This is a genomic window from Neobacillus sp. S1227, from assembly GCF_055385255.1.
This window is the reverse complement of sequence record NZ_AP038276.1, coordinates 5,599,533-5,612,913: the sequence shown is the minus strand read 5'-3', so window position 1 is coordinate 5,612,913 and position 13,381 is coordinate 5,599,533. Positions and strand designations below refer to the sequence as shown.

Sequence of the window (13,381 nt, the reverse complement as noted above, 5' to 3'; positions counted from 1 at the left end):
GAACTGCAACTGTCGGATAAGCCGCCCATACTGTCGGATAACTTCTTCTAACTGTCGACTTATAAAATTTATATAAAAATTGGCCGGGACCACTCAGTTCTGGCCCGAAAAATCGGAGGGGAAAACATGAAGGTTGAAAAAGTAATGGTAATTGGGGCCGGGCAAATGGGCTCGGGGATTGCCCAAGTTTGTGCACAAGCTGGTTATAAAGTTATTTTAAATGATTTGAAATCGGAATTTATTGAGCGCGGACTCGGGGTTATTAACAAAAACCTATCCCGCAACGTGGAAAAAGGACGCCTGACCGAGGAGCAAAAGCAAGAGGTGCTTAGCAACCTGACTCCATCAACAGACCTGCAAGACGCATCCGGCGTGGATCTGGTCATCGAAGCAGCTGTTGAAAACATGGAAATCAAAACAAAAATCTTTGCGCAGTTAGACGAAATTGCACCGGCGCATGCAATCTTGGCAAGCAATACCTCCTCACTGCCGATCACGGAAATCGCGGCAGCAACGAAGCGCCCGGAAAAGGTCATCGGTATGCACTTCATGAATCCGGTGCCTGTCATGAGGCTGGTGGAAATCATCCGGGGGTTGGCAACGGCTGATGAAGTGTATCAGGTCATCGAGGACATGACTAAAACGTTATCAAAGGTGCCTGTAGAAGTAAACGACTTCCCTGGCTTTGTTGCCAACCGCGTGCTGATGCCGATGATTAACGAAGCGATCTATACATTGTACGAGGGCGTGGCCACGAAAGAAGCCATCGATGAAGTAATGAAGCTTGGCATGAATCATCCAATGGGGCCGTTAACGCTCGCTGACTTTATTGGTTTGGATACCTGCCTTTACATCATGGAAACATTGCACGAAGGCTTTGGTGATGACAAGTACCGCCCATGCCCGCTCCTGCGTAAATATGTAAAAGCAGGCTGGCTGGGTAAGAAAACTGGACGCGGATTTTATGTATACGAATAAGCTTTGAAATCGCCAAATTTCACAAAAATTGAAAGATAGAGATAACGAATTGGTCTACTCGGGAGAGAATTTTTTCAGGGAATAGCAGTAGGGGTCTTAAAAATAGAAGTAGCAAGATTCAAGCAAAGAATACAGTATCCTCGAGAAAGGGGCTTTAATAATGAGTTCGGTCACACTACTTTCTCCAAAAGGGGAGTTCACCATGAATCTACACTTCACAGAAGAGCAAGAAATGATGCGCAAAATGGTGCGCGACTTTGCGGCCAATGATGTTGCGCCGTTTATAGAAAAAATGGAACAAGGGGAATTTCCGCGTGAGATTCTCCGCAAAATGGGCGGGCTTGGCCTGATGGGCATCCCGGTTCCAGAGCAATACGGCGGCGCTGAGATGGATTTCACCTCCTATATCATCGCGATCAACGAGCTTTCCAAAGTCAGCGCGACGATGGGCGTGATTTTGTCGGTGCATACCTCTGTCGGCACGAACCCGATTCTATACTTTGGAACGGAGGAGCAGAAGCAAAAGTACGTACCGAAGCTCGCTTCAGGCGAGTATCTGGGGGCTTTTTGCTTAACTGAACCGAGCGCCGGCTCGGATGCGGCGAGCATGAAGTCGAGGGCGGTCCGTGACGGTGACCATTATGTCATCAACGGCTCCAAGGTCTTCATCACCAATGGCGGTGAGGCCGACGTTTACATTGTTTTCGCTAAAACAAACCTGGAATTGAGCGCCAAAGGGGTATCTGCTTTTATCGTTGAAAAAAATACCCCTGGACTTGTGATTGGCAAGGACGAGAAGAAAATGGGCCTGCATGGCTCGAGAACGGTGCAGCTTACGTTTGAGGATATGCGCGTTCCGGTTGAGAACCTGCTAGGTGCTGAGGGTGAGGGTTTCAAGATTGCGATGGCGAACCTCGATGCCGGCCGCATCGGAATTGCAGCCCAGGCGCTCGGGATTGCGGAGGCCGCACTGTCGGCCGCAACCGAGTATGCCAAGCAGCGCCACCAGTTCGGCAAGCCGATTGCCGCCCAGCAGGGGATTGCTTTCAAGCTTGCTGACATGGCGACGAATGTGGAGGCTGCTAGATTACTAGTTTATCGGGCTGCTAATTTGCGTGGACAGGGCATGAAATGCGGCATGGAAGCCTCGATGGCGAAGCTTTTTGCCACAAGGACAGCAGTTGAGGTGGCGACTGAGGCGATTCAAGTCTTTGGCGGCTACGGCTATACGGAGGATTACCCGGTTGAGCGCTACTTCCGCGATGCTAAAGTGACGGAAATTTATGAGGGCACAAGCGAGATTCAGAGGATTGTGATTAGCAAGCATCTGTAACCACCTTATATTTCCAATAATTGATGTGAGACAGCTAATTTTTGTAGTTAAATCTTTAAAGTAAGTCGTGTGAGGTCCGAATACGTCGTGAGGATCTTACATTTGTAAGTATTATCCAAATTTTGTTTTGAACCACATCAAATTTGTAGTGAGGCAGTTAAATTATGTTTTGAGACGCTCCAAATTTGTCGTGAACATCCAAAATTTTGTCGTGAACCTAGCAAAGTTTGTCCTAGAATACTATCTAATTTTTATAAACAGGGAGGATACCCAAAATGAACTTCAAATTAACCGAAGAACATGAAATGATTCGAAAAATGGTGCGCGATTTTGCGCAAAACGAGATTGCCCCTACGGCTGCTGAGCGTGATGAAGATGAGCGCTTTGACCGGGAGATTTTTGACAAAATGGCGGAGCTTGGCTTAACCGGGATTCCATGGCCGGAAGAGTACGGCGGCATCGGCAGTGATTATCTTGCTTACTGTATCGCAGTTGAAGAGCTATCCCGTGTTGATTCGTCTGTCGGGGTTACCCTTTCCGCACACACTTCTCTTGCCAGCTGGCCAATTTACAAGTTCGGTAATGAAGAACAAAAGCAAAAATACCTTCGTCCACTCGCTGAAGGCTCAAAAATCGGTGCTTATGGCTTGACCGAGCCAGGCAGCGGCTCTGATGCAGGCGGAATGAGAACGACAGCACGCCTCGAGGGCGACCACTACGTGCTGAATGGTTCAAAAATTTTCATTACGAATGGCGGCGAGGCTGACATTTATGTGGTATTTGCGTTAACAGACCCAGCCAGCAAGCAGCGCGGTACAACAGCATTTATCGTTGAGAAAGACTTCGCAGGCTTCTCTGTCGGCAAAAAAGAAAAGAAATTGGGCATTCGTTCATCACCTACCACTGAAATCATTTTTGAAGAATGCAGAGTTCCAGTGGAAAATAGACTCGGCGAAGAGGGTGAAGGCTTTAAAGTGGCGATGATGACGCTTGATGGCGGCCGTAATGGCATCGCCGCACAGGCAGTGGGTATCGCTCAAGGTGCGCTTGATGCAGCGGTTGACTATGCGAAGGAACGCGTTCAATTCGGCAAGCCAATCGCAGCGAACCAAGGCATCAGCTTCAAGCTTGCCGATATGGCGACTAACATCGAAGCGGCTAGACTATTAACCTATCAGGCAGCATGGCTTGAGTCCAACGGGCTTCCTTATGGAAAAGAGTCCGCTATGTCCAAACTATTTGCCGGCGACACCGCGATGAAGGTGACGACCGAAGCGGTTCAGGTGTTTGGCGGCTACGGCTATACGAAGGATTATCCGGTGGAACGCTTCATGCGCGATGCTAAAATTACGCAAATCTATGAAGGCACACAGGAAATTCAGCGCCTCGTTATCTCAAGAATGCTAACGAAGTAAGGCGGTCATTATGGGGATGGATAAACGGGAGGTTCAGGCCTCGGTCAAAGATGAGCGCCTCGTGCAAAAGAGGCGCGACCAAATGATCAAAGGGGCCGTTGCACTTTTTAAAGAGAAGGGGTTTCACCGGACAACTACCCGGGAAATTGCCAGAGCGGCGGGCTTTAGCATCGGGACGTTGTACGAATATATTCGGACGAAGGAAGATATTTTATATCTGGTCTGCGACAGCATCTATGATCATGTCAAGGAGCAGCTTGAGGAGAACCTTGATCACAAGCAAGGGACATTAGAGAGTCTAAAAGTGGGAATCTCAAACTTTTTCCATGTTATGGATGAATTGCAGGACGAAATCCTTGTCATGTATCAGGAAGTAAAATCCTTAACCAAGGACGCGCTTCCATATGTGTTAAAAAAGGAGTTAGCGATGGTCGCTATGTTTGAAAATATGCTCCGTGAATGTGTGGAGAACGGCGAACTTGAACTGCCGGAAAAACAAATCAAAATCATCGCGCACGATATTTTTGTCCAAGGGCAAATGTGGGGCTTCCGCCGCTGGGCGCTCAGGAAGCTGTTTACTCTGGACGAATACATTGAACTGCAGACAAAGTTTATTTTTAATGGACTTGGGGTAAAAAGAGACGGTTAAAAAGATTTGAGGATTAATAGAAAAAGTTGGAAATAGCCAACCAGAGTTTCTTCGGACAAAACCGCTTGGAAAAGGGGCGGAAATGTCCGAACGAGAGCAAACTTCGGACAAAACCGCTTGAAAAAGAGGAAAAAGTGTCCGAAGCGAAGTAACCTTCGGACAAAATGGATATAAAGCTAGGCGTAAATGTCCTTAAGAGAGCTGATAAAAGACAAAACCGCGTAAAATTCAGCTCAAAATGTCCTTAATAACCGCTTTCCACAAAATACATTAAGAAGGTATCTTCACGATTTTAAAAAAACAAGGGGGCCAAATTGAGATGAGTACAACTGGAAAATACCAGCCGAAGCATCATATTCGCTTTGTGACCGCGTCGAGTTTGTTTGACGGCCATGATGCTTCCATCAACATCATGCGGCGTATCCTTCAATCAAGCGGGGCCGAGGTCATTCACCTTGGCCACAACCGCTCGGTGGAAGAGGTTGTCAACGCCGCCATTCAGGAAGATGCCCAGGGCATTGCAATTTCTTCTTATCAAGGCGGGCACGTTGAATACTTTAAATACATGTACGACCTGTTAAAAGAAAAAGGCGCATCGCATATCCGCATTTATGGCGGCGGCGGGGGCGTAATCATTCCAAGAGAAATCAATGAACTCCAAGAGTACGGCATTGCCGGGATCTTCTCGCCGGAAGACGGCAGAAAGCTCGGCTTGCAGGGCATGATCGACCTCATGATTCAAGAATGTGATTTTTCAACGGTTGCATCAGAAAATATCGCAGAGCAAATCGAAAAGCTGCCTACGGGTGACACGAGGGCGGTCGCCAAGCTGATTACGATTGCGGAAAATCACGTTGACCAAAAGAATGAGGCAGCCGCCGCGGCTGAGCAGGTTCTTGAAAAAGTAAAGGAGCTTGAAAAGGCGATTCCGGTTATCGGGATCACCGGTACGGGCGGGGCTGGAAAAAGCTCACTGACGGACGAGTTGATTCGCCGGTTTATTAACGAGTTTCCAAATAAAAAGGTCGCTATCCTATCCGTTGACCCGACTAAACAAAAAACGGGCGGCGCCCTTCTTGGCGACCGCATCCGCATGAATGCGATTTTTTCACCGACAGTTTATATGCGAAGCCTTGCAACACGGGCATCGAAATCAGAACTGTCGCTGGCGATTAAAGATGCCGTAGCGGTCACGAAGGCAGCCGGATTTGACCTGGTGATCGTCGAAACGAGCGGAATCGGCCAGGGCGATGCCGGCATCACGGAAATTTGCGATGTCGCGATGTACGTCATGACCAGCGAATTCGGGGCACCGTCCCAGTTGGAAAAAATCGACATGATTGACTTTGCTGACCTGATTGTCATCAATAAATTCGAGCGCAAGGGCTCCGAGGACGCGAAGCGCCAGGTACAGAAGCAGTATCAGCGCAGCCATATGCTTTTTGAAAAGGATCCATCCGAAATGCCGGTGTACGGTACAATCGCCAGCCAGTTCAATGACCCTGGCACGAATGCCCTATTCGCAGCCCTCATTGAAAAAATCAATGAAAAAGCAGCAACTGATTGGGTGACATCGTACAGCAAAGAGGAGAAGGTCGAAAAGCAAAACATCATCATCCCGACCGACCGCCGTTATTACTTACGGGAAATTTCCGAGACCGTTCGCGGTTATCATAAAAAAGCGGAGCAGCAGGCGAATATTTCCCGGAAATTATTCCAGCTGGAAGGCGCCATTGAAGCTGTCAAGGACCAGCCGGAAGTCGTAGCGGCTCTTGTAGCGGTTAAACAGCAGACCGAAGCGCAGCTGACACCTGAGTCGAAGAGCATCCTCGACGGCTGGGAAAAAACAAAAGCAGCTTACACAGCTGACAAATTCGTTACCAGAATCCGCGACAAAGAAATCATTACAATTTTAAAAACAAAAAGCTTATCGGGGCTCGATATTCCAAAAGTGGCCCTGCCGAAATACAAGGATTACGGTGAAATCCTGCGCTGGGTGTATCGTGAGAACTTGCCGGGCTCCTTCCCATACACAGCAGGCGTATTCCCATTCAAGCGTGAAGGGGAGGATCCAAAACGCCAGTTTGCCGGCGAAGGCACACCAGAACGGACGAACCGCCGTTTCCACTATTTATCGAAGGACGATTCGGCAAAACGCCTCAGCACCGCCTTTGACTCGGTGACCCTATACGGCGAAGACCCGGATTACCGCCCCGATATTTACGGTAAAGTCGGCGAAAGCGGTGTAAGCGTTTGTACGTTAGACGACATGAAAAAACTGTACGATGGCTTTGACCTCTGTCATCCGTCGACATCTGTATCGATGACGATCAACGGTCCAGCGCCAATCATCCTTGCGATGTTCATGAATACCGCCATTGACCAGCAGGTGAAACGGAAAGAAGCTGAACTAGGCCGTGTCCTGACTGTCGAAGAATTTGCTGAAGTCCGGGCCTACACGCTGAAAACCGTCCGCGGTACGGTTCAGGCTGATATTTTAAAAGAAGACCAAGGCCAAAATACATGTATTTTTTCAACAGAATTTGCTTTAAGGATGATGGGCGATATCCAGCAATATTTCATCGACAACCAGGTTCGTAACTATTATTCCGTGTCGATTTCTGGGTACCATATTGCCGAAGCGGGCGCGAACCCGATTTCACAGCTGGCATTCACCTTGTCAAATGGCTTCACGTACGTTGAATATTATTTGAGCCGCGGTATGAACATTGATGATTTTGCGCCAAACCTGTCGTTCTTCTTCTCAAATGGATTGGATCCGGAGTACACCGTGATTGGGCGGGTGGCGCGCCGCATTTGGGCGACTGTGATGCGCGATAAGTATGGTGCGAACGAGCGCAGCCAAAAGCTGAAGTATCATGTGCAGACATCAGGCCGTTCGCTGCACGCCCAGGAAATCGATTTTAACGATATCCGGACTACGCTTCAGGCATTGATGGCGCTGCATGATAACTGTAACTCGCTCCATACGAATGCCTACGATGAGGCGATTACGACGCCGACCGAGGAATCGGTACGTCGGGCAATGGCGATTCAGATGATTATTACTAAGGAGCATGGCTTGACGAAGAATGAAAATCCGCTTCAGGGCGCGTTTATCGTCGAAGAGCTGACTGATTTAGTTGAAGAAGCGGTGCTTCAAGAATTCGAACGGCTCAATGACCGCGGCGGCGTGCTTGGGGCAATGGAAACCCAGTACCAGCGCGGCAAGATTCAGGATGAATCAATGCACTATGAAATGTTAAAGCATACGGGCGAACTGCCGATTATCGGGGTGAATACGTATTTGAATCCAAATCCTCCTTCCGAGGAAGAGATTGATAATATGGAATTGGCCCGGGCAACGACGGAGGAGAAAGAGCTGCAAATCCACAATTTGCGAGCTTTCCAAGAAGCGCATGCAGCAGAATCCGCTGCAGCACTGAAGCGGTTAAAGAACGCGGCCACAAGCGGCGGCAACATCTTTGCTGAGCTTATGGAAACCGTCAAAGTCGCCAGTCTCGGCCAAATCACACGTGCCCTATACGAAGTAGGCGGACAGTATCGCCGAAATATGTAAAACAATTAGTAAAGGCCCCGCGAATTTCCGATTAATTCGTGGGGCCTTTCACCTGTTTTTATAGTTTTTTAAAATATTTCCCAATATGATTATATATCCTATATAATCAATATATTATTTAACCTACTAGGTTATGGGCAGGTGTCATCATATGAAAGTAAGTCACATTATCATCATACTAATTGTTGTAGCCTGGCCATTGTATTATCTTTATGAGCGCCAATTGGGAGCGATATCCTTCCTGCTGCTGGCGATTTTTTTTCTGGTGATAACTATTAAAGAGCTAAAAATAGCCAAAGCACAGAATAAAAAGGACAATGAACAGTCCAAACAGGAAAAAATCAAGTAAAACCACAGCTAGAACTAGCATAAACCTATGTAATTTGTTTATAATGAAGAATATGTATTTTTTTACATAGTAGAAAAAGTCCGTTATTCACTCTACTAAGAGTGTTAAATAGAGAAAGGAAGTGCCGATATTGAGTTTAGCACAGTACTCAAAAGAGGAGCTGCAAGAGTTTTCACTCATTGAAATGGCTTTTGAATTTATGAAAAATAGTAAGCAGCCAATTGCCTTTAACGAATTGGTGAAGGAAATTTCCAATGCTGCGGGCATTTCTGAATCGGAATTGCGTAGCCGCCTGGCACAGTTTTATACTGATCTGAATATCGATGGCCGATTCCTGGCTTTAGGTGAAAACCGCTGGGGACTTCGCGTTTGGTATCCGGTTGACACCCAGGAGGAAGAAGTTGTCGCAGTCGTCAAATCGAAGAAGAAGAAGAAGAAGGTTGTCGAAGACGAGGATATCGATGAAATCGACGAATTTGAAGAAATCGAGGACGAAGACTACGACGATGTCGATGACTTTGAAGAAGAAGATGATCTCCTTGACGATGAGGAGGAAAACTTTGACGAAATTGATGAAGTTGACGACGAATTCGAAGATGATGATGTTATTGAGGATGAAGAAGAACTTGAATTCGAAGATGAGGAAGAACTTGAAGATGATCTAGAAGAGGAAGAAGATCTTGAACTCGAAGATGAGGAAGAGGACGAGGATCTCTAATCTTAAACATCTCATATTAGGATGAAAGAGGCTTGACTTTTTCATCAGCCCCTTGTATCATCTTTTTTGGGCTCCTTAAAAAGGACCATTCGTTTTGGAATGTATACGCGCTCCCTTACACTGCGTAAGCGGAGCGCTTTTTATTTGTATATAAACCCGCCTTTTGTGGGGTTTTTTATTTTTGGAGCAGCAGAAAAATAATTTTTGCAAAAATACCCTTTAACAATCTGAATAATGCACAAACTGTATCTGAGGGGGAATATTTACATGACAAAGTATATTTTTGTAACCGGCGGTGTCGTTTCATCGCTTGGAAAAGGAATTACCGCCGCATCTTTAGGACGCTTATTGAAAAATCGCGGCTTAAGCGTGACCACTCAAAAATTAGACCCGTACATCAACGTCGACCCGGGAACGATGAGTCCGTATCAGCACGGAGAAGTATTCGTAACTGATGATGGTGCGGAAACGGATTTGGATTTGGGCCACTATGAGCGTTTTATCGACATTAACGTAAACAAGTACAGCAACGTGACAACTGGAAAAATTTATTCCACTGTCCTTCGCAAAGAGCGCCGCGGCGACTATCTGGGCGCAACCGTGCAGGTTATCCCGCACATTACGAACGAAATTAAGGACCGTGTCTTCCGTGCCGGCAAAGAAACCAATGCTGATGTGGTGATTACGGAAATCGGCGGTACTGTCGGTGATATCGAGTCCTTGCCGTTTTTAGAAGCAATCCGCCAAATTAAGAGTGATATAGGCAGTGAAAACGTCATGTATATTCACTGTTCACTTGTTCCTTATATTAAAGCAGCGGGCGAAATGAAGACAAAGCCAACCCAGCACAGCGTAAAAGAGCTGCGCAGCCTTGGCATTCAGCCTAATATTATTGTAGTTCGTACTGAAATGGAAATTTCGCAGGATATGAAAGATAAATTAGCGTTATTCTGTGATATTGATGCAAAAGCAGTCATCGAGTGCCGTGATGCCGATACGCTATACTCGATTCCGCTTGCATTACAGGAGCAGAACATGGACCAAATCGTCTGCGACCATCTGAAGTTACAAACCGGGGAAGCGGATATGACTGAGTGGAAAGCGTTGGTTGACCGCGTACTTAACCTTTCCAACACAACTCGCATCGGACTTGTCGGCAAGTACGTAGAGCTTCAGGATGCTTATATTTCCGTTGTCGAAGCAATGAAGCATGCCGGTTATGCATTTGATGCTGATGTAGATATTAAATGGATCAATGCGGAAGAAGTGAACGGCGAAAATGTTGACGAACTGCTTCAAGATGTGGATGGAGTGCTGATTCCAGGCGGCTTCGGCGACCGCGGTGTCGAGGGAAAAATCGAAGCAATCCGCTATGCACGTGAATCGAAAAAGCCGTTGCTTGGCATTTGCTTAGGCATGCAATTGGCAACCATTGAATTCGCCCGCAATGTCCTTGGTTACAAAAATGCTCATTCTTCTGAGTTCGTACCGGAAACACAGCATCCGATCATTGACCTGCTTCCAGAGCAGAAGGATGTTGAGGATCTTGGAGGAACGTTACGTCTTGGTCTGTACCCTTGCCGTGTGATTGAGGGAACAAAAGCCCATGAAGCGTACGAAAATAATGTCGTTTATGAGCGCCATCGCCATCGTTATGAATTCAACAATCATTATCGTCAAGAAATGGAAGAGGCTGGCTTTGTTTTCTCAGGGACAAGCCCAGACGGCCGCCTTGTCGAAATCATTGAATTGAAAGATCACCCATGGTTCGTGGCATCTCAATTCCATCCGGAATTCATCTCACGGCCAAACCGCCCACAGCCCTTGTTCCGTGACTTTATTAAGGCTACTTTAAAGAAATAATTTTTTTGAAAAAATAAGACCAGTTTCCGGGTTTGCGGAACTGGTCTTTGTTTATTGGGTTGAAAAATCGGCGGTTGGCGAGTAAATCGGGAATTTAGACGAGTAAAAGTCAAAGATGGGCGAGTAAATCATGAATTCTGACGAGTAAATTTCAACTATAGGCGAGTAAATCAAAACGGCCCTCATTACAAAGGCCGTTTCGATTACATTTCGTATTCCGCTAATATTTCTTCGATCGTAAATTTCAATCCATAGTATACAAACAAGGCAGCCATTGAGGATGGATACCCAATTCGGTTCCCGAACTCGTCCGGCAGCAAGCCTTTTGTCAGCCGCAAATCAATATGAACATCAGCCATTTCGGCTAGCCCGCTCGTAGAATCATCCATCACAGTCGAAACTGCTACAAACGGAATTCCTTTTTCCTGAAGCTGTGCCGCGATTGACAGGGCAGCCTCATCCGCAGAAGTCCGCGCGAAAATCAACACACGGTCAGCGATATCCAGTTCAGCTGCAGATTCCATAGACAAAGCTTCCGCTGATTTTAAAGGCTCAGCACCATTCACGGCTTCCGCTGCCACAGCCTGCATTTCCTTCTCGCCATAAATATAAATAGAGCCGTCGCCGACAGGGGCCTGGGCAAGCAGGCGGGCCGCATCCTCAAACGCAAACTCTTCTTTTTCCTCTATTCTTTTAAATAAACCCATTAATTGAGTAGTGAACATTTTTAACATAGAAACCCTCCTCATTTGCACTAATATTATAGACTTTTTTAAGAAAATGACCAAAATAAATAAATTTCCATAAAATAACATGATCGGTTTCTAAAAATAAAGCAGGATTTTTTCTTCAAGGGGGAGAATTTAATAATGATATATACATAATGAGTCTATTAAATGAGGGAAGAGGTGGTAGAATGAAGGAGAAAATTTTAATCGTTGACGACCAGTTTGGAATCCGCATTTTATTGAACGAGGTTTTTCAAAAAGAAGGGTATCAGACCTTTCAGGCTGCCAACGGAGTGCAGGCACTGGAGATTGTGAAAACACATGACCCGGACCTCGTGCTGTTGGATATGAAAATTCCAGGCATGGACGGGATTGAAATTTTAAAAAGAATGAAAGTGATCGACCCGGACATTCGCGTCATTATCATGACCGCCTACGGTGAACTTGATATGATTCAGGAAGCAAAAGACCTTGGCGCCATCACCCACTTTGCCAAGCCGTTTGACATTGACGACATCCGCGCTGCCGTCAGAAAACATATCCCGCAAAAAGCGAATTAATATATTTTTATGAAAAGAAGCAACGTTATCGTTTGCTTTTTTTCGTATAGTGGAATGACGGCGTTTTCATTATGACACTTTTACAAAACGCTGTTAGATTAATAGCAATTCTTACGTTCTTTTGATATGATACATAGTGAAATTTGATTGGCTGTTATCTTTTGGCAAGGATACATATTCAGCCATATGATGGGAAAAATTTATATGGATTACTCATTTCCAAAAGATACCGACCGAATTTAAGGAGGAAGAGATATGCCATTAGTTTCCATGACAGAAATGCTCAACAAAGGGAAAGCAGAAGGCTATGCTGTTGGGCAATTTAACATCAATAACTTAGAATTCACTCAAGCTATTCTACTAGCTGCTGAAGCTGAAAAATCTCCAGTTATTCTTGGCGTTTCTGAAGGTGCTGGCCGCTATATCGGCGGATTCAAGACCGTTGTGAAAATGGTAGAAGGATTAATGGAAGATTATAAAATTACGGTTCCAGTGGCAATCCACCTTGACCACGGTTCAAGCTTTGAAAAATGTAAAGAAGCAATTGACGCCGGCTTCACTTCTGTTATGATCGACGCTTCCCACCATCCATTTGAAGAAAACATTGAAATCACTTCTAAAGTAGTAGAATATGCCCATGCTAGAGGTGTTTCTGTTGAGGCAGAATTGGGAACTGTTGGCGGACAAGAAGACGATGTTTCCGGCAGTATTATCTATGCTGACGCCCAGGAATGTGTGGAGCTTGTAAAACGTACTGGTATTGATACACTTGCACCAGCACTTGGATCTGTACACGGACCATACAAAGGCGAACCAAACCTTGGTTTTAAGGAAATGGAAGAAATCGGCAACCTGACTGGGGTGCCATTAGTGCTTCACGGCGGTACTGGAATCCCAACAAAGGATATCCAAAGAGCAGTTTCTCTTGGTACTGCAAAAATTAACGTGAATACTGAGAACCAAATCGCTTCTGCGAAAGTCGTTCGTCAAGTATTAGCGGAAAAACCAAATGAATATGACCCACGCAAATACTTAGGCCCTGCTCGCGATGCCATCAAAGAAACCGTAATTGGCAAAATGCGGGAATTCGGTTCTTCAGGCAAAGCCTAAGAGCGCTTTTTTGTAGTTTTTTGCAGTTATGATAAAATAGAACCGCCCTAACAGTAGGGCGGTTTCAGTGTGTTCAAAGTATATCGAAAATTTAGGCG

Annotated in this window: 11 protein-coding genes; 10 read left to right on the top strand and 1 reads right to left on the bottom strand. The window is 46.0% G+C overall.

The genetic code is table 11. From position 1 onward, the window contains the following. Window positions 1–126: 126 nt before the first annotated feature. From ACZ5AE_RS27845 to ACZ5AE_RS27810, 8 genes are all read left to right on the top strand, one after another. The gene (locus ACZ5AE_RS27845; protein WP_464568098.1) at window positions 127–978 is read left to right on the top strand and encodes a 3-hydroxybutyryl-CoA dehydrogenase; all 852 of its coding nucleotides are present in this window, start codon (window positions 127–129) and stop codon (window positions 976–978) included. Between the two features lie 202 nt (window positions 979–1,180). Then, the gene (locus tag ACZ5AE_RS27840; protein WP_464573751.1) at window positions 1,181–2,311 is read left to right on the top strand and encodes an acyl-CoA dehydrogenase; all 1,131 of its coding nucleotides are present in this window, start codon (window positions 1,181–1,183) and stop codon (window positions 2,309–2,311) included. A gap of 275 nt (window positions 2,312–2,586) precedes the next feature. Beyond that, complete coding sequence (locus ACZ5AE_RS27835) at window positions 2,587–3,726, top strand: acyl-CoA dehydrogenase (RefSeq protein WP_464568096.1); 1,140 nt, start codon at window positions 2,587–2,589, stop codon at window positions 3,724–3,726. A gap of 16 nt (window positions 3,727–3,742) precedes the next feature. Beyond that, complete coding sequence (locus ACZ5AE_RS27830) at window positions 3,743–4,375, top strand: TetR/AcrR family transcriptional regulator (protein WP_464568094.1); 633 nt, start codon at window positions 3,743–3,745, stop codon at window positions 4,373–4,375. Between the two features lie 319 nt (window positions 4,376–4,694). Beyond that, the gene (icmF, locus tag ACZ5AE_RS27825; protein WP_464568092.1) at window positions 4,695–7,955 is read left to right on the top strand and encodes a fused isobutyryl-CoA mutase/GTPase IcmF; all 3,261 of its coding nucleotides are present in this window, start codon (window positions 4,695–4,697) and stop codon (window positions 7,953–7,955) included. 151 nt (window positions 7,956–8,106) lie between these two features. Further along, the gene (locus tag ACZ5AE_RS27820) at window positions 8,107–8,304 is read left to right on the top strand and encodes a hypothetical protein (protein WP_464568090.1); all 198 of its coding nucleotides are present in this window, start codon (window positions 8,107–8,109) and stop codon (window positions 8,302–8,304) included. Between the two features lie 130 nt (window positions 8,305–8,434). Beyond that, window positions 8,435–9,022, top strand: coding sequence for a DNA-directed RNA polymerase subunit delta (gene rpoE, locus ACZ5AE_RS27815; RefSeq protein ID WP_464568088.1), 588 nt, complete (start codon window positions 8,435–8,437; stop codon window positions 9,020–9,022). Window positions 9,023–9,289: 267 nt separating this feature from the next. Next, entirely contained in the window at window positions 9,290–10,885 is a 1,596-nt protein-coding gene (locus ACZ5AE_RS27810) for a CTP synthase (RefSeq protein ID WP_464568086.1), read from the top strand. Window positions 10,886–11,088: 203 nt separating this feature from the next. On the opposite strand, the gene ACZ5AE_RS27805 is transcribed toward ACZ5AE_RS27810, so the two are convergent. Then, the gene (locus tag ACZ5AE_RS27805) at window positions 11,089–11,619 is read right to left on the bottom strand and encodes a DUF2529 domain-containing protein (RefSeq protein ID WP_464568084.1); all 531 of its coding nucleotides are present in this window, start codon (window positions 11,617–11,619) and stop codon (window positions 11,089–11,091) included. A gap of 182 nt (window positions 11,620–11,801) precedes the next feature. Between ACZ5AE_RS27805 and ACZ5AE_RS27800 the strand changes: the two genes are divergently transcribed. Both ACZ5AE_RS27800 and ACZ5AE_RS27795 read left to right on the top strand, forming a co-directional pair. Then, window positions 11,802–12,173 (top strand): response regulator, encoded by a 372-nt coding sequence (locus ACZ5AE_RS27800; RefSeq protein ID WP_464568082.1) that lies wholly within the window; start codon window positions 11,802–11,804, stop codon window positions 12,171–12,173. A gap of 255 nt (window positions 12,174–12,428) precedes the next feature. Further along, window positions 12,429–13,283: a class II fructose-bisphosphate aldolase gene (locus tag ACZ5AE_RS27795; protein WP_464568080.1), complete on the top strand. Its 855-nt coding sequence runs from the start codon at window positions 12,429–12,431 to the stop codon at window positions 13,281–13,283. The last annotated feature ends 98 nt before the right edge of the window (window positions 13,284–13,381 follow it).